Origin of the sequence: Acinetobacter sp. KB005 (assembly GCF_049949095.1) — a bacterium.
In the GTDB taxonomy this organism is placed as follows: domain Bacteria; phylum Pseudomonadota; class Gammaproteobacteria; order Pseudomonadales; family Moraxellaceae; genus Acinetobacter; species Acinetobacter calcoaceticus.
Genome location: NZ_CP188191.1, coordinates 2,440,028 through 2,464,667, shown reverse-complemented (window position 1 = coordinate 2,464,667; position 24,640 = coordinate 2,440,028). Strand labels below are relative to the sequence as shown.

The window sequence follows — 24,640 nt, the reverse complement described above, 5'->3', positions numbered from 1 at the left end:
AAAATGCCCCTATCGGAGCACTTTTTATTGAGTAAAACAGTCTATTTTTGATTGACTCGTTTAGATAACTCTTCTGCCGATTCTTTACGTTCCGAATAGCGATCTGTCAGATATTGTTTTTGTCCGCGTGTTAATAAAGTGAACTTATAGAGTTCCTCCATTACGTCGACAATTCGGTCATAGTAAGAGGATGGTTTCATACTTCCATCTTCTTCAAACTCTAAAAAAGCTTTAGCAACCGAAGACTGATTCGGGATCGTAATCATACGCATCCAGCGCCCTAAAATGCGCATTTGATTCACAGCATTGAAAGATTGAGAACCTCCACTAACCTGCATAACGGCTAAGGTTTTACCCTGAGTTGCACGAATTGCTCCGCCAGCTAAGGGAATCCAATCAATCTGAGCTTTTAAAATCGAACTCATTGCACCATGACGTTCTGGTGAACACCACACCATCCCTTCTGCCCAAGCCAGAAGCTCATGTAATTCTTGAACTTTTGGATGATCTGTTTCTGCATCTTCTGGTAAAGGTAAACCTTTAGGATGAAAGATTTTGACCTCGGCGCCTAAATATTCAAGAATTCGTCCAGCCGTCAACACAGCAAAACGACTATAAGAACGCTCACGATTAGAACCATATAGCAATAAAATGCGTGGTGGATGTTCAAGTTGCTGTACTTGCACTTGTTCAAAGGTAGGCTTATCTAAAAGATTTAACGCTACATTTGATAAATCATTGTTAAGACTGTTCATGGGAGAAATACTTTTTCTTGAGCCAAAGAGAAACTGAAACGAGTGAAATTAAAACCGGAACTTCAACCAATGGTCCTATCACAGTGGTAAATGCTACAGGTGATGCTAAACCAAATGTTGCAATCGCAACTGCTAAAGCAAGCTCAAAGTTGTTACCCGCAGCGGTAAATGAAATGGCAGTGGTACGTGGGTAGTTATTTCCCATACGTTTACTCATAAAGAAGCTAATGAAGAACATCACCACAAAGTAAATCATCAGTGGAATCGCAATTCGCAGCACATCTAAAGGTAAGCTCACCACATCACCACCTTTAAGACTAAACATAGCCACAATGGTAAAAAGTAATGCAAGCAAACTAATCGGACTGATTTTTGGTAAGAATTTAGTTTGATACCAATCTAATCCTTTTGCTTTCACTAAAATGAGTCGCGTGAGGAAACCCATTAAAAATGGAATACCTAAATACACCAATACAGCATGGGTAATGGTCCAGAAATTCACATCAATGACTTGACCAGCCACACCAAAATACGGCGGCAAGAAAGTTAAGAAAAGCCATGCATAAGTACTAAAGAATAAAATTTGGAAAATACTGTTAAAGGCAACTAAAGCAGCAACATATTGGTTATCCCCACAGGCCAAACCGTTCCAGACCAATACCATTGCAATGCAACGTGCCAAGCCTATCAAGATTAGACCTGTCATATATTCCGGATAGTTATGCAGAAAAATAATCGCTAAAGCAAACATCAAAACTGGAGCAATTAACCAGTTTTGTACTAAAGACAAAGCCAACGTTTTTTTATCTTTAAATACTTCCGGTAAAGTTGCGTAATCTACCTTTGCCAAAGGTGGATACATCATTAAAATTAAACCAATTGCAATCGGAATATTGACGTTATCTACACTAAGTTGATTCAAAGAAACCGAGGCTTGAGGAAAGAAAACACCTATTGCCACCCCTAAACCCATGGCAATAAAAATCCATAGCGTCAGATTCCGGTCTAAAAAAGAAAGCTTTTGCTTAGTCATGTTCTGCTCTCTTACTCAATATGAGAGATTTTATTAATCTCAGTAATCAAATGTGAACGATTTAAATGAGCAACATCGAGCGCGAACAACACATCTAAACGACGGTTGATATGATCTACTGTCTCTTGGAAAGCTTTTAATTTTTCTTCTTTTGGCAAGTCCAAATGAGATGGATCACTTAAGCCCCAGTGTGCTTTGATTGCACCGCCTAAATAAAGTGGGCATGCTTCTTGTGCAGCAGAATCACAGACTGTAATCACAACATCTGGTTGATACTGCTCGCAGTCATCAATGGTTTTGCTCCATAGCCCATCTGTTGAAAGACCTAAGTTTTCAAGTGTTTCAATGGTTAATGGATGCACCTGCCCTGATGGTTTACTTCCTGCGCTATACGCTTTCCAATTTTCTGGTGCACGACTATTAAATAAAACTTCTGACAAAATGCTACGGCAACTGTTTCCAGTACATAAAAATAAGAATTTCATGGTGTTACTCACAATAGGTAGAAATAGAAGAAAACTGTGAAGATGATTGATTCACGAAACTTTCATCTTGGTTTCCTATAATTTTCAAAACTTCAACGGCCCAACTTGGTAAATCTGGGTTAACGCTGTAATACACCCATTGCCCTTGTCTTGAGTCAAGTAAAATGCCATGAGTACGTAATAGCGCTAAATGTCGGGAAATTTTCGGTTGGCTTAAGTCAAGTTGCTCGGTCAGTTCACAAACACATATGTTTTGTTTTCTTAAAACTAATTTAAGAATGCTTAACCGAGTAAGGTCCGAAAGACATTTAAAAAAATCGACTTGAGTGATCATGTCAGTAACAATTCATATTCGTTATTGCAAATATACGTATATCCATATATAAATGCAATATCTTAATTCGGCGATAAATTTGTCATGACTGAGCTAGTGAAGATTTACCATAACCCTGCTTGTGGCACCTCACGTAATACGCTTGCACTTATTCGTCACGCTGGGATTGAACCCATTGTTATTGAATATTTACAGACACCTCCTAGTAAAGATGAGCTTACTCAACTCATTTCACAAGCTAGATTAACCGTTCGTGATGCAATTCGTAAAAATGTTGATCCATATAAAGATTTAGATTTAGAACAAGACAGCTGGACAGATGAACAGTTAATTGATTTTATGATTCAGTACCCAATTTTAATCAATCGTCCGTTTGTGGTGACTTCAAAAGGTACACGTCTGTGCCGTCCTTCTGAAATTGTTTTGGACATTTTAGATTCAGAAAACTTAGGCTATTTTGCAAAAGAAGATGGTGAAGTGATCATTAATGAACAAGGTCAACGAATAAAATAATCTAAGATTCTCATAGATAAAAAGCTAAACGGCGCAATGCCATTTAGCTTTTTTGTTAAATGAAAACGGTTAAAAATAGGACTTAATAAAAGGAAGAAGTTGTTCTCCTATCACCATGCCTAATAAACCAACTAATGCAACAAGAGGTGGAGCTGGCGACTTCACATTTAAAACATAATATAAGACACCAACGAGCAACCCTACAGCCAAAGATAATAAGTACATTTTCATGGTACATACCTTAGAGAACCAAGCCATTTAAAGCGGCAGGTTCCCATACTGTTTTATTTAAAATGCAAAACACGAACAACCCAGTGCGCCCCAGAAAGATTTTTTATCTTTATCATTTACAGGAACATCAAGCATCCATGAGTGGCTATGTCCATGCATACCGCAACTGCTAGCACATGCACACAGCGCGCTTTCTGACTGTAAAGACTGATTTGAAGGTGCATTACGGTTTTCAGATAACCGCCATTGCCCACCAAAACGTTTTACTGGTGACCATGTTGGTGATGCTGGTGGTAATGGAGGATCATCTTGCTTAAACTCTGCACCTGCATATACCACTTTTCCGCCTAAAACAGTGAGCACAGACTCAATCCACTGAATATCATCTGCTTCAACTTTGAAGTAGTCATCAGACAATACAACTAAATCAGCAAGTTCCCCTGCTGTTAATGAGCCTTTGACATCTTTTTCACCTGAAAACCAAGCCGAACCTTTGGTCCAGAGCATAAGCGCTGTTTGGCGATCTAATAGATTTTTTTCATCATACAAAGGTAAACCACCCACTGTTTTACCTGTGCTCAACCAATATAAGCAAACCCAAGGGTTATAAGACGCAACACGTGTTGCATCTGTTCCCGCACCTACAGGAACACCTAGCTCTAACATTTTCTTAACTGGTGGCGTTGCTTGAGCAGCTTCTGCACCATAGCGTTTTACGAAAATCTCACCTTGATATGCCATACGGTGTTGAATGGCAATACCGCCACCCAATGCACCAATACGCTCAATATTACGTTCAGATACGGTTTCGGCATGGTCAATAATAAATCGGGTTGCAAATGGCTGTTTTGAATTTACTTTTTCAAATACATTGAGCAAACGATTAATACTTTCATCATAGGTTGCATGAATACGGAATGGCCATTTCTTTTCAGATAAATGCTCTACAATGGCTTCGAGTTCACCTTCCATTTTTTCTGGTAAATCCGGACGTGGCTCATAGAAATCTTCAAAGTCGCCCGCCGACCAAGTCAGGTTCTCACCCGCTCCATTCATTCTAAATAGTTCATCACCATCGCCCGGAAATGTCATTTCTGTCCAGCGACGATAATCATCAAGTTCTTGACCAGCTTTTTGAGCAAATAAGTTGTATGCAATTCGCACTGTCATTTGGTTTTGGTCATGCAATTGCTTAATCACATCATAATCTTCAGGATAATTTTGCCCACCGCCACCCGCATCGATTGCAGAAGTAATACCTAATCGATTTAGTTCACGCATGAAATGACGAGTTGAATTGACTTGATCTTCAACTGGCAATTTCGGTGCTTTACCTAAGGTCGAATATAAAATCATAGCCGATGGAGTTGCGAGCAACAGACCCGTTGGCTCACCCTTTTCATCTCGTACAATCTTGCCGCCAGGCGGGTCTGGCGTGTCTTTATTAAAGCCCAATACATCAAGCGCAGCTCGGTTCAACAAGGCGCTAGCATATAAATGTAAAACAAATACTGGAGTATCAGGAGCGGCTTTATTAATTTCTTCTAAAGTCGGTAAACGCTTTTCGGCAAACTGGAATTCAGTCCAACCACCAACCACACGTACCCATTGAGGAGCTGGTGTATTATCGGCTTGTTCTTTGAGTAAGCGTAGTGCATCCGCTACAGATGGCACACCTTCCCAACGCAGTTCCATATTGTAGTTCAGGCCACCACGAATAATATGTAGATGACTGTCATTTAGACCCGGTATAACGCGACGACCATTTAAATCTACAACTTTGCTCGTCGCTGATGCCAGCTTCATGATCTCATCATTTGTGCCGGTGCGTACGACTTTACCATCTGCTATGGCAATTGCTTGTACTTCTGGATTTTTAGGATCTAGTGTGGTGATTTTACCGTTTTTAAGTATGAGGTTTATTTCGGTCATTCTGAACTCCATTCTTGTGAATTATCGTTCTAAAAAATAAAGGCATATCCGTATTAATATCACTTCAATATTGAATACTAGATATGCCTTTACCTAAATAAGTACTATTTTATTTTGCAGGAACTGGTGCAAGTACTTCGTGTTTTGATGTGGTACGTTCAGGTGCCTTATGTACCATCGTATAAGCATAATCAACGCCCATACCATAAGCACCAGAATGCTCACGTACAATTGCCATAACTGCATCATAGGTATCACGGTGTGCCCAATCACGTTGCCATTCAAGTAATACTTGTTGCCAAGTTACTGGAACAACACCTGCTTGAATCATACGTTGCATGGCATAGTCATGTGCTTCTTTCGATGTACCACCAGAAGCATCCGCAACCATATAAATTTCATAATCACCTTCAAGCATGGCACCAAAAGCAAAAGTGTTATTGCACACTTCAGTCCACAAACCCGAAACAATCACTTTCTTACGGTTATTTTTTGCAAGTGAATCACGTACTTTTTGATCATCCCATGAATTCATTGAAGTACGTTCTAATAATGGAGCATCAGGAAATACATCTAAAAGCTCAGGATATGTATGACCAGAGAAGCTTTCAGTTTCAACCGTAGTAATAGTGACAGGAATATTGAACGTTTTAGCTGCTTTTGCTAACCCTACAGTATTATTTTTTAATACTTGGCGGTCTATTGACTGCACACCAAAAGCCATTTGTGGCTGGTGATCAATAAAAATAACCTGACAATTCGTTGGTGAAAGTTGTTCTAAAAGTGACTTATTCATGGGTAAACTCCATTATTCCTTATGAGTAATGCATTAAAATTGCTTACTGGTCATTATCAAAACAGATAAAAATGTAAAAGCATAGACAGCAAATCAGCACGAATCTGTATCCTGCATGAATACAATAAAAACAATGATTGCTTTTTAATTTTTATAGTTTAATCATTGATATATATTTTTTTTAACTTTCGCTTATCCATGGATCGATTAGACTGTATTTCCACTTTTGTAAGTGTCGTAGAACATGGTAATTTTAGTAGTGCAGCCAGAGCACTCGATATCTCTCGTGACTTGGTTGCTAAACGCGTTTGCTACCTCGAAAATGACCTAAAAACTACACTATTAACCAGAACCACAAGACAGATGAACCTCACTTCTTGTGGAGAAAAGTTTTATCAACATAGCAAAGTCATTTTAAGTGAGTTTGAATGGGCTGCCTATGAAATTAACTACAATCAGCAGTACCCTGAAGGTGAACTCAAGCTCAATACCCCCATGTCTTTTAGTAATATTTTTCTTCAAAATATAATTTCAGACTTTATTGAAAAATACCCTAGTATCAAAATTGATTTGTTCATGACCGATCAGTTATTAGACATGAATAATAATAAATTTGATTTAACAATTCGTGTAGATGGCTCTCCTCCAAATTTGGCAAATAGTAAAATATTAAATACCTATCAACGATATTTATATGCAACGCCTGAGTATTTTAATCAGCATGGATTACCCGCCTCTTTAGAGGAACTCAAAGATCATAAATTTTTAATTTATTATCAAGATAGCCGTCATAAGAAGTTGATTTTCCAAAAAGATCAAAAAGAAGTGTCCTTTAATTGTTTCCCTGTGATGACCTGTAATAATGGTGAATTATTATTAGATATGTGCCTAAAAGATCACGGTATTGTCTTTCTTCCAGAGTTTATTGCAGAGCCTTACTACAAGGAAGGTAAATTACAGAAATGTTTGGAGGACTACACCAGTCAGCCACTTCATTTATATGTGACATGGCCAAACCGTAAAATTTTATCGAAGAAAGTAAAACTATTTATTGATTTTTTAACCCATCAAATCGCTCCTATAAAATAAGTGGTCTGGGCCTTTTCCATAAGAATTGGCCCACTTTTTTAGTTGGTTTGAGTAGCTTCAATCTTCTTATTTTTAAATAAATTTAATAAATTTTGCTCTGCTGTTACTACGCTGTTTTCTTCAATAAATGTCGTCGCGTAGTGTTCTAAATGCTCTTCCATCAGTTGTGTGGCTCGTTTTTCATCGCCTTGCTCAATAGCATCTAAAATTGCACGATGTTCATCTGCCGAACAATTATTATGTTTTGGAATTTCATACAAACCAATTAACAATGATGTTCTCGCAATAAGTGTCTGCAAATAGCTGGTCATAATAGTATTTTGATTAGCTTCAACAAGCTTTAGATGAAATTTACCTGATAGCTTAATCCACTCAGCCCAATTACCAGCTAATCGCTCTTGCGACTCTTGATCGACTAAGGCGCGAAGCTCACTAAAATCTAAGTGATGAGACTTTTGAGCTAACTTTTTTACAGTGACAATTTCAAGCATGCTGCGTGCTTCAAAGACCTCTTTTGTTTCATCAAGGCTATGTTCTGCTATGAGTGCCCCACGATTTGGCTGTATTTCGATGACCTTATCGTGCGCAAGTTTAACAAAAACGCGTCTTAAGACTCCCCGTGTCACACCAAATGCTTCACATAATGGCGCTTCAACCAAGCGTGCTCTAGGTGTAAGTTGCCTATTTAAAATGGCATCTACAATAGCGTTATATATATGGTCATCAATTTCATCATTGCTCATTTCTACGGCTCTTTTTGGTGCATTCGATGGCATTGATTTCTCCATTTTTATTAACGCCCTCTCTTTTTTAAAACATTATTTAATTTGAACAGTGTATGTCCAACTTAACCATTTGGAAATATTTCTCTCATAAGAACAATATCTATGCTGGAAGATCTATTCAAGATTTAACATTATAAGATTGTTCCATTCCTTTAAATTTACTCATTTTTTTATAACAGATTAAGCAAACCAACTTTCATTCATTTACCTCTAAATACACAAACTATTAGTTGAACGGAAAACTCACAAGCTTTGATTTCAGAATTTGGCATAACTTTTGCTCAATTAAGATTGTGCACAATTTAAATATAATATTGTGCACAATCTTAATTTCATTCTTTTAGACAGAAATCCAAAGCTGCTGAAAGTACCCACTATCTTAGGGAAGTGAGCGTTCAAGATGAATAATAGCGAAGCAATAATTAAACCTTCTTATGATGCAAAACTGACAAATCAAGACTTAGCCCCTTTAAAAAAGCAAACATGGGGTGCTTATAATATTTTTGCCTTCTGGATGTCTGACGTTCATAGTGTCGGTGGTTATGTTATGGCCGGAAGCCTTTTTGCACTTGGGCTGAATAGCTGGCAGGTACTTTTATCTTTACTCATCGGTATTGCAATTGTTCAGTTTTTTACAAATCTGATTGCCAAGTCTAGCCAACAAACTGGTACTCCCTATCCTGTTATATGTCGTGCAACTTTCGGTGTGCTTGGTGCAAATATTCCTGCTGTTATTCGTGGTCTGATTGCGGTCGCATGGTATGGCATTCAAACCTATTTGGCCTCAAGTGCATTCTTATTGGTCATTTTAAAGTTCTTTCCGGAATGGTCAGTCTATGCAGATGTTTCAAATTATGGATTTCTTGGACTGTCCTTTTTAGGATGGATCGGCTTCATGCTGCTTTGGCTACTACAAGCTATTGTTTTTTGGTCTGGCATGGACAGCATTCGTAAGTTCATCGACTGGGCTGGCCCCGCGGTCTACGTTGTGATGTTTGCCATGGCAGTATGGCTCATCTGGAAAGCTGGATGGCAAAATATTGATTTAAACTTGAGCGGTGTTCAATACGACGGATTTGCGGTTGTACCTGTCATGATTGGTGCTATTGCTCTTGTTGTTTCATATTTTTCAGGACCTATGCTGAACTTTGGCGACTTCGCTCGTTACGGCAAAAGTTTTAGTGCCATTAAAATGGGTAACTTTCTTGGTTTACCCATTAACTTTCTAGGCTTTTCTTTACTTACCGTGGTTTGTATTGCAGCGACACTTCCGGTGTACGGCAAACTCATTACCGACCCTGTCGAGATGGTTGGTAAATTGGATAACACTTTTGTAGTCATTTTAGGCAGCTTGACCTTAATGATTGCGACCATCGGGATTAATATTGTCGCTAACTTTGTTTCGCCTGCCTTTGATTTTTCGAATGTTTCACCGAGTAAAATTAGCTGGCGTATGGGTGGAATGATTGCAGCAGTAGGTTCAATTTTCATCACCCCATGGAATCTGTTTAATAATCCTCAAGTGATTCACTACACCATTGATATTTTAGGCGCGTTTATCGGCCCACTTTTTGGCGTATTGCTAGCTGATTTTTACCTCGTGAAAAAACAAAAAATCTTAGTAGATGACTTATATACCTTAGACGCTAAGGGTTTGTATTGGTATAAAAATGGTTATAACCGTTCTGCTTTTTATGCCTTAATTCCAGCTTCATTAATTCCTGTTTTGTGCATGCTTTTACCGCAATTATCCGCGCTTGCTAATTTCACTTGGTTTATTGGCATGGGGCTTGGTTTTGTGATTTACCGATTTCTTAACCAACCGCTTACTCATGCAAAATCTGTAATGACTAAGGTATAAGTACAATGAAAATTAAAATTATTAACCCCAATACCACTCAAAGCATGACAGACAAAATTGCTGCTTCTGCAAAGATAGTCGCAGGGACTGATACTCAAATTATTGCAGTCAGTCCTCAAATGGGCCCTGCAACGATTGAAAGTTATTATGATGAAGCATTAAGTGCAGTAGGTGTGCTGGAGGAAATCCGACAAGGTGAACAGCTAAATGTAGATGCCTATATTATTGCCTGTTTTGGTGACCCTGCGCTTTATGCTGCCCGTGAAATCACTTCGGCACCTGTGATTGGGATTGCTGAAGCAGCTATGCGTACCGCAAGTTATGTAAGTACTGGGTTTAGTGTAATCACAACATTACAGCGGACAGTGAATATGAGTTGGCATCTGGCTAATCGCTATGGGGCTCAGCCCTTTTGTAAAAATGTTCGAGCTTGTCACATCGCAGTTGAAGAGTTGGAGCTTCCTGACTCAGATGCTTATCGAACCATACGAGATGAATGCGCAAAAGCACTCGCTGAAGATAAAAGCGATGCGATTATTTTAGGCTGTGCAGGTATGAGTGATTTATGTCTAAAGCTAAAAAATGAGTTAGGTGTAATAGTTATTGACGGTGTTACAGCGGCAGTTAAACAAGCAGAAATGTTGGTTCAGTTAAATTTAAAGACCAGCAAAGTTGGTGATTGGGCCCCACCTCCTGCAAAGAACTACACAGGCATATTGTCAGGTTTTGGAATGCGCTAAAGAGTTATTGTTTCAATTCCAACTCAAAACACTGTGTTGGAATTGAAACAAAGAATAATTAAAAGAATCAAACCTCGACTAACTCTGGCTGTTGTTCTTTTTTATAAAATGGCACATCACCATTAATGGTTGCACGGTGCATAATGCGATGTGCATCGCCATAATCAAATAATGCTTTATGTTGCGTGCAACGGTTATCCCAAATCGCTACGTCACCATCTTGCCATTTCCAACGCAAATGAAACTGCTCTTGGGTCGCATGTTCAAACAAGAAATTAAGCAACTGCTCGCTTTCTTGCTCGGGTAACTCATTAATTCGAGTGGTAAAGCCTTCACTTACAAACAACAGAGGTTCACCTGTGACCGGATGGGTACGCACCACTGGGTGAACCACTGGTGGGTTACGTTTAAATGTTTGCAAAAGCTTTTCACGGTCTTCTTCGTTATGGGCAAAACGCTCAAGTGGAAAAGACTTACGAATATCGTGTGTTGCAGTTAAGCCACGTAATTTCTGCTGTAGTTCGAGCGGAAGCCCTTTAAAAGCTGCTGTATTACTTGACCATAACGTATCGCCACCTACAGGTGGAATTTTAATGGCTTGCAACACGCACCCTAATGGTGGATTTTTGCTAAAAGTCACGTCTGTATGCCAGAGTTCATTGTCACGCAAATCTTGTTTCCAACTGTCGAGCACCATCACTTCAGGTACATCTTCAATTGAAGGATAAATCGGGTGTACATGTAAGCTACCAAAACTACGTGCCAAGTCTGCTTGTGCTTGCGGTGCTAATTGTTGCTTTCGAAAAAAAATAACCTGATGATCAAGCAAAGCCTGCTGGATTTGTTGCGTTGTCTGTTCATTTAACGCATTCAAATCAATATCGTGAATAATTGCGCCAATGGTAGGCTTGATCACTTCAATATTTAAGTTTGCTACTACTGTATTCATCTTCTTTACTACAACTGCTGACCATACCAAGGAGAAAACTGTTTTTGTAACCAACGTAAAAACAGCTCAAAACTAACTGCGACAATCGCAATCACAATAATGCCCAAAATCACCGTATCGGTAATTAAGAACTGCGCGGCCGACTGCACCATAAAACCAATACCGCGGTCCGCTGCAACCAACTCTGCTGCAACTAATGTTGACCAACCTACCCCGAGACCAATACGGATACCGGTAATAATATGAGGTAAAGCTGTTGGCAAAATGACATGCCAAAAGACTTGTGACTGACTTGCTCCTAGCGACAAGGCAGCTCGTTCACGATTCAATTGATGGCTTAACACGCCATGCGCACTACTAATAATGACAGGCGCCAAAATCGAGAAGAAAATCAAAAGTACTTTTGTGGTTTCGCCAATACCAAACCAAATTACAAGTAACGGCAAATAAGCTAACGGTGGAATTGGACGTAATAATTCAACCAAAGGATCTAAAACTGCACGTACCCATTTGTTCAGACCCATCCATAAACCCAGCGGAACACCAATCACCACAGCAGCAATCAAAGCCAAAAACACACGAGAGATACTGGCTGCTAAGTGTTGCCACAAAGTAGCCTTCATAAAGCCTTCTTGGCTTACCGATATAAATTTTTGCCATACTGCCTGTGGGCTAGGTAAAAACAGTTCAGGTACGATATGCAAAGCAGTAATGAGAAACCAGAGCGCAACCACACTTCCCACACTGATTATGCTTACCGCCAGAGTTCGATGTTTCTCAAAAAATGACGATAAAAATGAAGGATTTTCTGTTTGCACATCTGGCTTAAGTTTTAGCCCTGCTTTGTCATATTCATAGACGTTATCTTTAGTGCTCATGTTGTTAACGCCTCCTTACCGCTTTGTTTTTGTGCCCTTAAACTTTCAAATAGCTGTTCTCTAAGCTGAATAAATTGAGGGTCCGATTTAATTGAGCGAATAGACTCACCCTGACGATATCGTTTAGCAAAATCAAGATGTAAAGTTTCTACAATTTTGCCTGGATGCGCTGTCATCAGAACTAACTGATTGCTCAGCAACAATGCTTCTTCAATGTCATGAGTAATTAAAAAGAAGCTTTTATTTTGCTGAATCCATAAATCAAGCACTAACTGCTGCATGTTTTCACGGGTAAAAGCATCGAGTGCTGCAAAAGGTTCATCTAATAAAATAAACGGCGCATGACTAATCAAAGCTCTGGCGATACCAACACGTTGTTTCATACCACCGGAAAGTTCCCAAATATTGGCTTTTTCAACGTGACTTAAACCTACAATTTTTAAAATTGCTTTCACTTGCACTTCGATATCCGCACGCTTTAAACCTTTTAACTGCAAAGCGAAGCCAACATTATCTGCAACATTCAACCAAGGAAGTAATGCATGATCCTGAAACACCACAGCGCGGGTTACATCTGGTCCATTTACGACTTCATGATTTACAAGCACATCACCGGAACTTGGCTTTTGAAAACCAGCCAAGATATTAAGCAAAGTTGTTTTGCCACATCCCGACTCACCTAAAATGACAGTTAAAGAACCTTCTTCAATCGTTAGGTTAATGTCTTGTAAAACTGGCTTTTGCTGTTTAGGAAAAGTCAGATGAATATGTTTGGCTTCTAATACACTCATGACAACTCCTTAAGGCTGCAAAAATGAAGAGTTCACATTGCCTTTATAATCGGCTTTAAGTTGGTCGACTTTGCCCTGACCTTTTAAGAATTTCGCTGTATCAAAAATATTTTGCGCAAATTCACCATCTAAAGTTTGTTTTTGATGAGCATGATCTAGGTAAATATTTCCACTTAATAAAAGCGGGATATCTTTTGGATCAGAACCTGTTAACTGAGCAATTTTCTCAACGTTATCGGCATTTTTAACGTAAGTAGCTGGTTCTTGGTTATATTTTTCTAATTGCTCAAGTGTGGTTTTAACAAAAGTTTTTAGGAAATCAGGATTTTTCTCTGCAAAATCTTTACGTACCACCCATAAGTCGTAGGTTGGAGCACCCCATTCACCCACTTGTTTTGAGTCGGTTAAAACCGTGCCAGATGCTTTAGCTTTACTTAATGCAGGTTCCCATACATAGGCAGCATCAATATCACCACGTTCCCAAGCAGCTGAAATTTCAGGTGGACGCAAGTTAATAATTTTTACTTTGTCTTCTGGAATGTTCCAATGTTTAAGCGCAGACAATAGGCTGTAATGTGTGGTTGACACAAACGGTACAGCAATAGTTTTGCCAATTAAATCTTGAGGGCTTTTAATGCCTGATTTATTACTTACCACCAATGCTTCAGATGCACCAAGTTTTGACGTAATTAAAAATACTTCTATCGGTAAATCACGGCTTGCCGCAGCTGCAAGTGGGCTTGATCCAATATTGCCAAGCACAACATCGCCTGAAGCCAGAGCGTTTACAACGTCTGAGCCGGCATCAAATTTTTTCCATTGAATGGTACGTTGACTATGCTTTTCATATTCCCCATTTGCTTGCGCCACTTTGCTTGGGTCAACCCCTGTTTGATAAGCAATGATTACGGGTTTGCTGTCACCAACTGAAGCACTTGTATTATTGTCTTTCTTATTTTGCCATACGATAAATGCAACAATTGCTACAACCACAATTGCCGTGATAATCAACGGTTTGGTCTTTGTGCTCATAATTTCATGATCTTTCAATAATATAAGCCCATGGTATGCAGCCGCCTTTATAATGAAAAATAAAAAAATATGAGTTGCTTATCAGGTTTTTATAAATAACTTTTCCTTATAAGTTTTTATCTTTTAGTAAAAAGCAAACATCAAACAAACTTACAACTTAGAGGTAAAATTAAAATACTTATATATCAATAATTAAAAACGATATTCAAAAAATACATGATGATGAACACCTGACATACATCCTCTAATTATTTTATCATTTTTGTTTTTGCTTATCGCAACCAGAGTTTTGTATCTAATTAATTTTCATTCTTTTATATAAAGTACAGATTTTATTATCTTTTTATCTTTAATCTTCTGCAAATATTGAGATTTGGACAAATCTTTTTCTGGTTTATACATGAGGCAAATTTAATTTTTATTTTTTAAGAGGAGAAAGAATCTTTTGTTTAAACATTCTAAAACTTTCAAAAAAATATTCATCGCAACGACTTTAATTACATTCAGCCTTTCAAGTCATGCAGCCCTTACCTTTGGTAATGCTGAAGAAGGCCAACTTAAAGTGAGTGGTACTGTTCGGGCTAAATATGTTTATGATTTTGACTCTGAACCTTCTACGAGCAAATTTTCCTTTAACGACGCAGTATTATGGTTAGACTACAACTCCCCGAAATGGATTGGTCGTTTAGATTATCGGGTCTATGAATATTACGGGCGTTTAGGCGATGCCAATTGGCTTACCGATGCGTGGTTGGGTTATAAAATTAATGACAACAGTAAAATTATTGCTGGCTTAAACCCCGTTCCTTTTGGCTTGGGTCGCTTTTGGGGAAATACTTATTATTTAGGGATTGCCAATAGTGCAGGTTGGGAAGATGTACACAACCTAGGGGTGAAATATGACTTCAATGATGGAATCAATGAAGCACAACTCGCCTTTTACCCTACCGACGGTGGTACCTATAGAGGTAAAAGCAAAGACTCAAGTCGATTTAGTATCAACCCTGTCAATGCGGATGACTCAGTACCACAAGGCACCAATACCAAAGAAAAGAACTCCATTGTTGTTCGAGGCGCTCACACCTTTAAAAATGTTCTAGGGCAAGAAAATTTCTCTACCCAACTTGGTGCCTCTGCATGGTATTCCACCATTGAAAACAAACGTTCAGGACAAGATGGCGACCGCCAAGTCTATTCAGTTTTTAGCAATACCAATTATAACCAATGGAATTTACAGCTTTTGGCTGGTTATCAAGACATTGATAATGCCGACACCCAATATAAAGATCATCTAACTTTGGGTGGTTTCGATTATTCATTTAACTCAGCAACCAAAGGTCAGATTTATTCAGCCGAACTGAGCTATTTATTTCCTCAGCAGTTTGGCCCGATTACCTCTGTTCGTCCGTACCTAAACTATAGTTCTTATCGAAAAGAACAAGATGGCTTTAAAGACTCCACCCGTTTTATTCCCGGCATTGCGTTTAACTATCAAAAATTGACGGTACAAGCCGAGTTGTTGATTGGCAAACATGATCCATATTTAGGCGATAGCGAAGGTCTTGCAGCTGGTGGAACTAACGATAAATGGAATAAAAAAGCGTTTGTGATTTTTGCTTATTATTTCTAACCCACAAAATAAAGGCCAACAGATGTTGGCCTTTATTTTATTTAGAGATTTATTTTTACTCTAGTCTATTACTGGTGAATTATTGAGAGGAAGTTCTGTTTTATCTTCATCGATAACATCGACATCTTGAGCGGTAGGCTCAAACTTAATCAGTAGTCCAATCACAATTAAAGGAATAAACGCAAAGATAGAAATAATCAGATAAACATCGGTTTTATAACCCGCCATCCAGATTGGTAAAACAAACAAAGCAATTGCTTGAGCAACACCAGTTATGGCACGGTTAAACCCGACACCAACACCACGAATCGAAGCAGGATAAGCCATAGTTGGATAAACCATCATTTGCGCACCTGGCCCAAAACCTTCAGCAAAGAGCCACAAACCTAGCATTCCAATAGCGGTGTAGAGTAAAAAGCTATTACTGGGTTCACCAATTAATGCCAATGCAATGAGGGCAATAAACTGAAGTAAAAAACCTGTGAGTAGCACATGACGAGATTTAAATCTGCTGGCGACGAACACACCTAATAGTCCACCCGTAAATGCAAACAATAAATTGAGTCCAAGTGTGGTGGTAATGGTCGTCAAAACATCTGTATGAAAGAACCGTGTCAAAATCGAAGGTAAAAAGAAGGCAATAGTGGTGTACTGAAATGCCACCGAAATGTGAATCACAATCGCTACTATGGTTCTTGGCAAATAAGTTTTATTGAATAAAACCGCAAAACCCTCACGCTTTTTCTTTTCAGCCGTTCTTTCTACTTTTTCGACTGTTGCAACGGCATTAATTGCATAAGACTCTTGTAGAACTTTAGCTGCCCCTTTTAAATCACCTTGGTTGGCAAGCCAGATTGGTGACTCGGTTAAATATTTACCACGAATAAAAATAATGAGTAGCGCAGGTACCGCTCCAAAAATTAAAGATGCTCGCCATAACCAGTTGCTATGTTCAGGCGGTAAAAGAAAATAAAGCACTAAAACCAGACCAAAGCAGACAGAAGAAGCCGCATACCACATTGGGCACCATGCCGCTAAACGGGCAGCTTTATTGCTACTGCCGTTAAACTTGGAAAATTCAGATAAGTAGGACATTGCCACAGGCAGATCAATCCCCACACTAATTCCCATAATAAATCTGGCTAAAATTAAAACCCAAACATTTGGTGCAAAGCCTGCGACAATTGCCGCAATGACAAATAGCACCATGTCAGCCATAAACACTCGATAACGGCCGATTTTATCCGTTAGCCAACCGCCAATTAAATTACCTACAATGGTTCCACAGACAATTGCTGAAGCCACCACACCAGTCATAACGGGACTTAAAGAAAACTCTGAGATGACTTGCTCAATACCGAAAGAGAGTGTTGTTAAATCATAGGCATCAATAAACACACCAATCAGTGCCAACCAAATGACTTTATTAGACTTACCCTTCCCTGCAAATTTGGAAATTAATTGTGAAACATCATCGGGAGATTTAATTTCATAACGGTGGTTATGATCGAGTTCTTGTGTGCTCACTTAATAATTCCTGAATTTTAATAACAGAAACAAAATAATGATTATTCACATAATACAAAAACAAATTAATCTGATGTTTTAATCTGAATTATAGAATTATTTTTTCATTATTAACTCAGCAATAAAACCGATATAAAAAGACAAAATAAAAGCTGGTATTTAACCAGCTATTTATTTAAAGGCTTTCAAAAAAATTAACTCGCCTCAGCAAGTTTTAATTCTTTTAGATTGCGATATTTAGCACCGCGGTGATTTTCAGGTAAATAAGGACCTGCACCAAATAATTTTTCTCTTAATGTCCCTTGTGCGTACGAAGTTTGATATACCCCTCGTTTTTGTAACTCTGGAACAATAAACTCAACTACATCGGCAAAGGTTTGATGAGCCAAAATATAGGCTAGATTAAAGCCATCAACATCGGTATCTTCAACCCACTGCTGTAGGGCATCGGAAACTGTTTCTGCCGAACCCACCAATACTGGGCCATTACCACCTAAGCTGTTCCAGTTTGCAATTTCCTCAATCGTCCATACACGCTCTGGATCTGCATTTACATAAGAGTCTAATAAAGATTGAATAGCATTGGTTTGAATATATTCAACTTTGTCAGTTGGTTGGTATTGTGAGAAGTCCACACCAGACCAGCCAGACAGCAACGTTAAAGCTCCATCATAGCTTCCATAGCTTTGATATTCTTTAAACTTAGCCTGAGCTTTTGCATCGGTTTCGTCGGTTACAATAGACAAGAGCGCATAAATTTTAACTGAGTACGGGTCGCGGCCTTCTTGAGCCAGTTTTTGGCGAATGCCTTGCACGACTTTTTTAGTAGCAATTTTAGACGGTGCTGCAATGAATACGCATTCGGCATTTTGGCTGGCAAACTTCTGCCCGCGTGAGGAAGCACCTGCTTGATAAAGTACAGGCGTCCGCTGTGGTGATGGCTCACAAATATGGATGCCCGGTACAGTAAAGTATTTACCTTCATGCTGAATTGGATGCACTTTTTTATGGTCAGCAAAGATACCGCTTTCACGGTCACGAAGTACCGAACCTTCTTCCCAAGAACCTTCCCAAAGTTTATAAAGCACTTCTAAATACTCATCAGCAATATCATAACGATTGTCATGATTGACCTGAGTTTTTAGGCCTAAGTTTTTTGAACCACTTTCTAAATAAGAAGTCACGATATTCCATCCAACCCGTCCTTTGGTTAAATGGTCTAGGGTACTAATACGTCTAGCAAAAGGATAAGGATGCTCAAAGGAAATAGAAGTCGTGACGCCAAAGCCCAAGTGCTTTGTGACTGCCGCCATGGCAGGTACTATCTGTAATGGATCATTGACCGGAACTTGTACTGCGCCTGTTAAGGCATGTTCAGCACTCTGATGGTAAACATCATAAATCCCCAACACATCTGCAATAAAAATACCGTCAAAAAAACCGCGTTCCAAAATTTGTGCTAAATCTGTCCAATATTCTAAATCTTTATATTCAACAGAGCGATCTTGGGGATGTCGCCATAATCCAGGAGATTGATGTGCAATACAATTCATTTCAAAAGCATTAAAACTAATCTTCTTAGTCATAAAATATCAACCAGCATTTTAATTACTTTTATACTAAAACAATTTTTATCTATTCTTTATAATATAAATCCCAAACAAAATATGATTTTATTCTAATAGGTTTTTATAAATTATTTTAAAAACAAAAATAATATTAAGCCGCTAAAACTAGCAGCTTAATATCTAAAATTTTAAATTATTGTTTAGCAACGTTACCAATTCGCCACTGATAAGGCGGTAATGTTCCATTCACACTAAAATCACCTACTATTCGATTTTTAAACACTCTTGGGTTGTGTGAAGATAAGGTTCGTACATTTCGCCAGTATCGATCTAGACCTAAATCTTTGTCTGTTGCTGAAGCACCTAATGCATCAAATAGAATTGTAGATGCGTTTAAGATTAAATCGGTAATAACTGTTTGAGACTGTGCACTTTCAAGCTCGGCAAGTGCATTTTGCTCTTCTTCAAGCTGCTCATTATTTTGAAATGCTGCCAAGTAAGCGCGCTGTAAGCTGCGTGCAACTTTTTCAACAATCGCTCCTGCACTATAAGCAGCGCCACGAATTTGTCCCACTACTTGTAAAATTTGCGGGTCCTGTTTTACAAATTGGGCATTCGCATGCGTGTAGTTTCGGGTACGTTTAGCAACAGCTTGTGAAACCTCATATGTCGCAGCTCGTCCTAAACCAGTAATGATTGCCAGTTGCACAAGTTGATAATAGGCAGCCGAATATTTAAAACGATCATCATCAGGTAAGATTTCGGTTTCATTAACCAATACGTCATGGAAATATGCCGTACCACTTGCAGTGAGTTGCTGACCAAAGCCATTCCAGTCATCTACAATTTCAACGCCTTCATCTTCACGGCGCACAACGACTGAGCCAGATTCCCCATTTAAATCTGTTACACCAACATCAACCCAGTCCGCATATAGGCTACCTGTGGTGTAGTATTTTTGACCTTTAACTCGAATTTTTCCGTCAGCATCTCGATACAAATGAGTTTCGAATTGATCGATTGACTCTTTCCCACCCTCGGACCATGCACTGCCAACCGTTTCCCCTTGTGCAATTCGGCTGAGCCAACGCTGTTGAAACGCTTTATTTTTGCTGACTAACACATCTTCAGTAAAACCGAAGTGCACACGCAACGCTTGCGGTAAATTTGAGTCTGCTTCTGCAAGTTCAATTAACAATGCAAATAGTTCAGGAATAGTTGCCTCAAAGCCACCATGTGCTTTAGGAAGTCGTAACCGTGTAAAACCAATATCTTTGAGCCACTGAAGTTGTTCATACGGCAAAATATGCTGTTGCTCACGGATTAAAGCCCCTTCTTTAATGCGAGCAAAAGTCGGTCTGAAATTTTTTGCCAATTCATCATAACGTTCAGAAGGCCCTTCACCCCATACCCGAGAAATGATTGAGGCCTGACTAAGTGCAGCGTGAGTTAGTGAACCGAGATGATGCTCAAAATTTAGATTTGTCATGTAAGTAAAACCAATATTGCTTTGCTTTTACCATAAAATATTTATTTCACATGAAAACGATTATTTTTTTATAACAGTATTCATTCTTCATATAACGCCAGAAAATGCCTACCAACATTAAGCGATCTCTTTCTTTTTAAGACTATGCTGACTTTGCAATAAGGTTTGCATATATTCTGAATAGACAGATAACTTCTCAAAAATATGTTCCGAATAAAACATATCATCAATTAAATGGGTCATTTGAGAGGCGGTGAAAGTATCGCATAAGCCTACAAGCTGTGCATTTAGCTGGGCAAATTGGGCACACAATTTCACATAGGTTTCATCTTTATTTTTAAATAATAATTGACGCATATCTAAATCATTTAGATCGTTTAAATCAGTATCTTGTTGAGGATTAATCCAATAAATTTTGACTTTTAAAAACAACGCAAGCTCTTCTAAATGCTCTAGGTCTATATCTAAATTCGTAATTAAAAAAATGGTGGAGATATCACTTCGGCACAGCGCTTTGATTAAGCTTAAATAAATAAACCCAACTTCACTCAACTCTGATAATTCTAAATCTAGATATATTTTTAAACTTTCAAGAACTTCATCTACTTTAAAAAAAACTTTCTTTTCGGCTTGATAATATTTATTGAGAATAGCAAGAACGGGCTTTGTCGCTGGTGTTGTATAAATAGCAGGCTTATTGAGGTTAGCAAAAACAAAAGGTGAAAATAGATAAGCCAGACTGCTTTGCTGTGGATGAATATGTGATTGAATTAAATAAACAGTTTGAGATTTAGAAAAGTCTCTTAAGACTTTTGCTCTTAATAAGGTTGCTTCAAGATTAACATAGGCCTGCTCTAATTGAGCCATTATAGGTGATGGAATAGCCTGATTTTTAATAATTTTATTTAGGATATTGAGTTGAGAAGTAATAAACATTTTTTAACATCCAAGCTATTTTAGAAGAGCTACACTTAAACCAAGGTCTTTAATAACCTACGTAACAACCAGACCTCATACAAAACAACAAGGGAATAGACAAGAAGAAATTTATCCTGTGCTCATATGTAAACCCAAAGTCGCATTCATAGTATTTTTGAAGATTGATTTTGGTCAGCCATAAATCTTGTTCATTTTTATTTTGGACTTTAGATGAATGGATATATAGCTACAGATAATTGAAAAAAAACTATAGCACCCATAATAATGACTTCGGACTGTTATAGTTTTATAAAAAATTTCTGTATCTACATATACAAAATGAGTGAGTGCATGATTAAGAAAACTTCTTAAGGTAGGTAGTTTTCATGAAACGATCTATGGTTCATCGTCAGATATTTCATCAATGTTTCAATGCAACATGCATTTTTACAAATGCAACATCAAGCATGAGCTTTGTTAACAGATTGAGAACAATCAATCGGTCTATTCTATTGAAATATCAAGCAATTATATTACTTCGCCCTTCTGGCATTTTACTTGCTAAGAACATTTATCACAGAAGTAAGTTCAATCGTCAGAATACTTTATTGCCTGAAAATAAGTATTTAACACAATCAATCATCATCAGCTAGTTCACAGGGGGAATGTATATGAGCCTCGGTCTAACCGCTTTAGAATTAGCACGAATACAATTTGCTTTCACAGTATCCTTTCATATTATTTTTCCAGCCACCTCCATTGGTCTTGCCTGCTTTTTAGCAGTTTTAGAGTGGAAGTGGTTAAGAACCCAAAACCCGATTTATAAAGATCTATTTAAATACTGGATCAAGATCTTTGCCGTTGCCTTTGGTATGGGTGTGGTCTCGGGCGTGGTCATGAGTTATCAGTTCGGTACCAACTGGAGTGAGTTTTCTCGTATTGCAGGAAGTATTACCGGTCCTTTACTTACCTATGAAGTCTTGAGTGCCTTCTTTTTAGAAGCTGGTTTCTTAGGCATTATGTTGTTTGGTTGGGGACGTGTCGGTCCCAGAGCCCATTTCTTTGCCACACTTATGGTTGCGATTGGTACCTGTATTTCCATGTTCTGGATTTTATCGTCCAATAGCTGGATGCAGACCCCTCAAGGCTTCGCTATAGAAAATGGCATTATTGTGCCAAAAGACTGGTTCGCTATTGTTTTTAACCCATCCTTCCCTTACCGCTTTGCCCATATGGGTGCAGCAGCCTTTTTAGTTTCTTCTTTATTAGTCGTAGGAACTTCTGCATGGCACTTAGTGAAAGGCCGTCGTGATGAATTGGTAAAAAAATCGTTCTCGATGGGTCTATGGATGGTGCTTGTAACTTCATGTTTGCAAGTCGTAATTGGTGATAATCATGGTTTAAATACTCGTGAGCATCAACCAGCCAAACTAGCAGCGATGGAAGGTCATTGGGAAACGAATCACAATGAACCTATGCCACTGTTACTATTTGCAATTCCAGATATGAAAGAAGAACGAAACCATTTTGAAGTGGGTGTTCCATATTTAGGTAGTTTAATTTTAACTCACAGTTTAGATGGCCAAGTTACAGGTTTAAAAGACTTCGCACCTGAAGATCGACCAAACTCAACCATCGTTTTCTGGAGCTTCCGTGTGATGGTCGGGCTTGGCGTACTCATGGTCACGCTGTCTTTAATTGCTCTTTGGTTACGTAAGCGTGGAAAACTTTATGAAACTTCATGGTTCCATAAGTTTGCTTTAGTGATGGGGCCATCTGGTTATATCGCCATGCTTGCAGGCTGGGTGACTACTGAAGTCGGCCGTCAACCATGGGTGGTATATGGCATCCTACGAACTAAAGATGGTTTATCTCATACTGTATCGGCAGAACAAGTCGGCATTAGCCTCTTTATTTTTGTAGTGGTATATACCATCGTTTTTGGTAGTGGTATCTACTACACATTAAAACTGATTAATAAGGGCCCTGTATTTATCGATACGCCAAATATGGAAGCAGGCGGTGTTGGACACTTTAAAACACCAATGCGCCCACTCAGTGCTGTCGATGAAAACATTGACAGTAAACAAAATTCTGGGGAGAACCGTCATGATTGATCTTTCTTTAATATGGGTCGGTATTATCGGTTTAGGTGTCATGATTTATGTCGTCATGGATGGCTTTGACTTAGGAATCGGGATCATGTTCCCTTTCATTAAGAACAGCCAAGAACGTGACGTGATGATGAATACCGTAGCCCCTGTCTGGGATGGCAACGAAACATGGATGGTACTCGGTGGAGCTGGTCTCTATGCTGCATTTCCACTAGTTTACTCAACGGTTTTATCGGCACTGTATTTACCTATTATTTTTATGGTAATTGCCTTAATTTTCCGTGGAGTCGCATTTGAATTCCGCTTTAAAGCTCATCGCACCAAATACCTTTGGGACTTAGCTTTTATTTGGGGTTCAGTATTAACTAGCTTCCTTCAAGGCATCATCTTGGGTGCCTATATTCAAGGCATTAAAACCACCAATGGTATTTTTTCTGGCGGATCACTTGATTGGTTGACACCATTTACCTTCTTTACTGGTATTGGTGTAGTTGCCATGTATGCCACTTTAGGATGTGGATGGCTTATTTTAAAAACCGAAAAAGGCTTGCAGCAACGTATGTATGAGCTTATGCCAAAGCTGATTATTGCACTGCTCATTATTTTTGGTGGAGTGAGTCTATATACACCATTAACTCATCCTGAAATTGCAGATCGCTGGTTCTCTTTACCGAATCTGTTCTATTTTAGTCCTGTACCTATTTTGGTCTTATTGTTTGTTGGGCTGATTTTATCAGCGTGTAAAAAGCAGCAACATGACCTCAAACCTTTTATATATACGCTAGCCCTAGTTTTCCTTGCATTTACAGGTTTTGTGATTAGTTTGTGGCCTTATATTATTCCGCCATCAGTCACCATCTGGCAAGCCGCAGCTCCACATTCAAGCCAACTGTTTGCTTTAGTCGGTGCGCTCATTCTGATTCCAATCATTATTGCTTACACTATTGTGTCTTACTGGGTATTCCGTGACAAAGTACGTGTAGGTGATGAAGGCTATCATTAAAGTTAGGAGGGTTTTATGAAAAATTTATCTTCTAAACTGTCTCAAACCCAATGGTTTATTTTGCTATGGCTAGGTGGTTTTTTAGCATTAGCTGTTATTGCTGGTTTGTTTAAAGTGATATTGATTTATGCAGCCCCTTACCTAAAGTAAACTTATTTTTATAAGCAAATGCCGTTTGTAGATTCTA

General features: G+C 38.6%; 24 protein-coding genes. 8 read left to right on the top strand and 16 right to left on the bottom strand.

Annotation, left to right across the window (positions count from 1 at the left end):
- Positions 1-41: 41 nt before the first annotated feature.
- Genes arsH through ACPF64_RS11835 form a run of 4 tightly spaced genes read right to left on the bottom strand, consistent with a single transcriptional unit; the run spans position 42 to position 2,607 of the window.
- Entirely contained in the window at positions 42-755 is a 714-nt protein-coding gene (gene arsH / locus ACPF64_RS11850) for an arsenical resistance protein ArsH (RefSeq protein WP_426453451.1), read from the bottom strand.
- Positions 742-1,788, bottom strand: a complete 1,047-nt coding sequence (gene arsB / locus ACPF64_RS11845) for an ACR3 family arsenite efflux transporter (protein ID WP_426453449.1) — start codon at positions 1,786-1,788, stop codon at positions 742-744. The genes arsH and arsB overlap by 14 nt, the downstream gene beginning before the upstream one ends.
- Before the next feature lie 11 nt (positions 1,789-1,799).
- A complete protein-coding gene (locus ACPF64_RS11840) occupies positions 1,800-2,273 on the bottom strand; it encodes an arsenate reductase ArsC (RefSeq protein WP_426453447.1) in 474 nt (157 codons plus the stop codon).
- Positions 2,274-2,277: 4 nt separating this feature from the next.
- Positions 2,278-2,607, bottom strand: a complete 330-nt coding sequence (locus tag ACPF64_RS11835; protein WP_270902310.1) for a metalloregulator ArsR/SmtB family transcription factor — start codon at positions 2,605-2,607, stop codon at positions 2,278-2,280.
- A gap of 84 nt (positions 2,608-2,691) precedes the next feature.
- Between ACPF64_RS11835 and arsC the strand changes: the two genes are divergently transcribed.
- Positions 2,692-3,120: an arsenate reductase (glutaredoxin) gene (arsC, locus tag ACPF64_RS11830; protein ID WP_426453445.1), complete on the top strand. Its 429-nt coding sequence runs from the start codon at positions 2,692-2,694 to the stop codon at positions 3,118-3,120.
- A 69-nt stretch (positions 3,121-3,189) separates the two neighbouring features.
- Here arsC and ACPF64_RS11825 read toward each other — a convergent pair whose 3' ends face one another.
- The 3 genes from ACPF64_RS11825 to ACPF64_RS11815 all read right to left on the bottom strand — a co-directional run bounded on the left by ACPF64_RS11825 (position 3,190) and on the right by ACPF64_RS11815 (position 6,079).
- On the bottom strand, positions 3,190-3,351 hold the full coding sequence (locus tag ACPF64_RS11825) for a DUF1427 family protein (RefSeq protein ID WP_000784879.1): 162 nt from the start codon (positions 3,349-3,351) through the stop codon (positions 3,190-3,192).
- Between the two features lie 57 nt (positions 3,352-3,408).
- Positions 3,409-5,283: an amidohydrolase gene (locus ACPF64_RS11820; protein ID WP_017389433.1), complete on the bottom strand. Its 1,875-nt coding sequence runs from the start codon at positions 5,281-5,283 to the stop codon at positions 3,409-3,411.
- Positions 5,284-5,392: 109 nt separating this feature from the next.
- Complete coding sequence (locus ACPF64_RS11815; protein ID WP_001043290.1) at positions 5,393-6,079, bottom strand: hydrolase; 687 nt, start codon at positions 6,077-6,079, stop codon at positions 5,393-5,395.
- A 198-nt stretch (positions 6,080-6,277) separates the two neighbouring features.
- Here ACPF64_RS11815 and ACPF64_RS11810 point away from each other — a divergent pair, with 198 nt between their 5' ends.
- The gene (locus ACPF64_RS11810) at positions 6,278-7,168 is read left to right on the top strand and encodes a LysR family transcriptional regulator (RefSeq protein WP_311087809.1); all 891 of its coding nucleotides are present in this window, start codon (positions 6,278-6,280) and stop codon (positions 7,166-7,168) included.
- Between the two features lie 38 nt (positions 7,169-7,206).
- On the opposite strand, the gene ACPF64_RS11805 is transcribed toward ACPF64_RS11810, so the two are convergent.
- On the bottom strand, positions 7,207-7,956 hold the full coding sequence (locus ACPF64_RS11805) for a GntR family transcriptional regulator (protein ID WP_426453442.1): 750 nt from the start codon (positions 7,954-7,956) through the stop codon (positions 7,207-7,209).
- Positions 7,957-8,353: 397 nt separating this feature from the next.
- On the opposite strand from ACPF64_RS11805, the gene ACPF64_RS11800 reads away from it, so the two are divergent.
- Both ACPF64_RS11800 and ACPF64_RS11795 read left to right on the top strand, forming a co-directional pair.
- Positions 8,354-9,814, top strand: a complete 1,461-nt coding sequence (locus tag ACPF64_RS11800; RefSeq protein WP_426453440.1) for an NCS1 family nucleobase:cation symporter-1 — start codon at positions 8,354-8,356, stop codon at positions 9,812-9,814.
- Positions 9,815-9,819: 5 nt separating this feature from the next.
- Positions 9,820-10,554, top strand: coding sequence for an aspartate/glutamate racemase family protein (locus ACPF64_RS11795; protein ID WP_426453438.1), 735 nt, complete (start codon positions 9,820-9,822; stop codon positions 10,552-10,554).
- Positions 10,555-10,621: 67 nt separating this feature from the next.
- Here ACPF64_RS11795 and tauD read toward each other — a convergent pair whose 3' ends face one another.
- The 4 genes from tauD to tauA are packed head-to-tail and all read right to left on the bottom strand — an operon-like array spanning position 10,622 to position 14,222.
- On the bottom strand, positions 10,622-11,503 hold the full coding sequence (tauD, locus tag ACPF64_RS11790) for a taurine dioxygenase (RefSeq protein WP_426453436.1): 882 nt from the start codon (positions 11,501-11,503) through the stop codon (positions 10,622-10,624).
- 8 nt (positions 11,504-11,511) lie between these two features.
- Positions 11,512-12,381, bottom strand: coding sequence for a taurine ABC transporter permease TauC (tauC, locus tag ACPF64_RS11785; RefSeq protein WP_231763585.1), 870 nt, complete (start codon positions 12,379-12,381; stop codon positions 11,512-11,514).
- Complete coding sequence (locus ACPF64_RS11780) at positions 12,378-13,172, bottom strand: taurine ABC transporter ATP-binding protein (protein WP_426453433.1); 795 nt, start codon at positions 13,170-13,172, stop codon at positions 12,378-12,380. The genes tauC and ACPF64_RS11780 overlap by 4 nt, the downstream gene beginning before the upstream one ends.
- Before the next feature lie 9 nt (positions 13,173-13,181).
- The gene (gene tauA / locus ACPF64_RS11775) at positions 13,182-14,222 is read right to left on the bottom strand and encodes a taurine ABC transporter substrate-binding protein (RefSeq protein ID WP_426453431.1); all 1,041 of its coding nucleotides are present in this window, start codon (positions 14,220-14,222) and stop codon (positions 13,182-13,184) included.
- Positions 14,223-14,649: 427 nt separating this feature from the next.
- Between tauA and ACPF64_RS11770 the strand changes: the two genes are divergently transcribed.
- Positions 14,650-15,834, top strand: a complete 1,185-nt coding sequence (locus tag ACPF64_RS11770; protein ID WP_426453429.1) for a hypothetical protein — start codon at positions 14,650-14,652, stop codon at positions 15,832-15,834.
- Positions 15,835-15,894: 60 nt separating this feature from the next.
- Here the strand turns inward: ACPF64_RS11770 and ACPF64_RS11765 are convergent, their stop codons facing one another.
- The 4 genes from ACPF64_RS11765 to ACPF64_RS11750 all read right to left on the bottom strand — a co-directional run bounded on the left by ACPF64_RS11765 (position 15,895) and on the right by ACPF64_RS11750 (position 21,354).
- Positions 15,895-17,361, bottom strand: a complete 1,467-nt coding sequence (locus tag ACPF64_RS11765) for an MFS transporter (protein WP_426453427.1) — start codon at positions 17,359-17,361, stop codon at positions 15,895-15,897.
- 194 nt (positions 17,362-17,555) lie between these two features.
- On the bottom strand, positions 17,556-18,947 hold the full coding sequence (locus ACPF64_RS11760) for an LLM class flavin-dependent oxidoreductase (protein WP_000162425.1): 1,392 nt from the start codon (positions 18,945-18,947) through the stop codon (positions 17,556-17,558).
- Positions 18,948-19,122: 175 nt separating this feature from the next.
- Entirely contained in the window at positions 19,123-20,418 is a 1,296-nt protein-coding gene (locus ACPF64_RS11755; protein ID WP_426453425.1) for an acyl-CoA dehydrogenase family protein, read from the bottom strand.
- Between the two features lie 117 nt (positions 20,419-20,535).
- A complete protein-coding gene (locus ACPF64_RS11750) occupies positions 20,536-21,354 on the bottom strand; it encodes a hypothetical protein (RefSeq protein ID WP_426453423.1) in 819 nt (272 codons plus the stop codon).
- Positions 21,355-22,007: 653 nt separating this feature from the next.
- On the opposite strand from ACPF64_RS11750, the gene ACPF64_RS11745 reads away from it, so the two are divergent.
- From ACPF64_RS11745 to ACPF64_RS11735, 3 genes are read left to right on the top strand one after another with little or no spacing between them, the layout of a single operon-like run.
- Positions 22,008-23,453, top strand: coding sequence for a cytochrome ubiquinol oxidase subunit I (locus ACPF64_RS11745; RefSeq protein ID WP_198078701.1), 1,446 nt, complete (start codon positions 22,008-22,010; stop codon positions 23,451-23,453).
- On the top strand, positions 23,446-24,453 hold the full coding sequence (gene cydB / locus ACPF64_RS11740) for a cytochrome d ubiquinol oxidase subunit II (RefSeq protein WP_003651254.1): 1,008 nt from the start codon (positions 23,446-23,448) through the stop codon (positions 24,451-24,453). Before ACPF64_RS11745 ends, cydB begins: the two co-directional genes overlap by 8 nt.
- 15 nt (positions 24,454-24,468) lie before the next feature.
- Positions 24,469-24,603 carry a hypothetical protein gene (locus tag ACPF64_RS11735; protein ID WP_003651253.1) on the top strand — a complete coding sequence of 45 codons (135 nt, stop codon included), beginning with the start codon at positions 24,469-24,471 and terminating at the stop codon, positions 24,601-24,603.
- Positions 24,604-24,640: the final 37 nt, after the last annotated feature.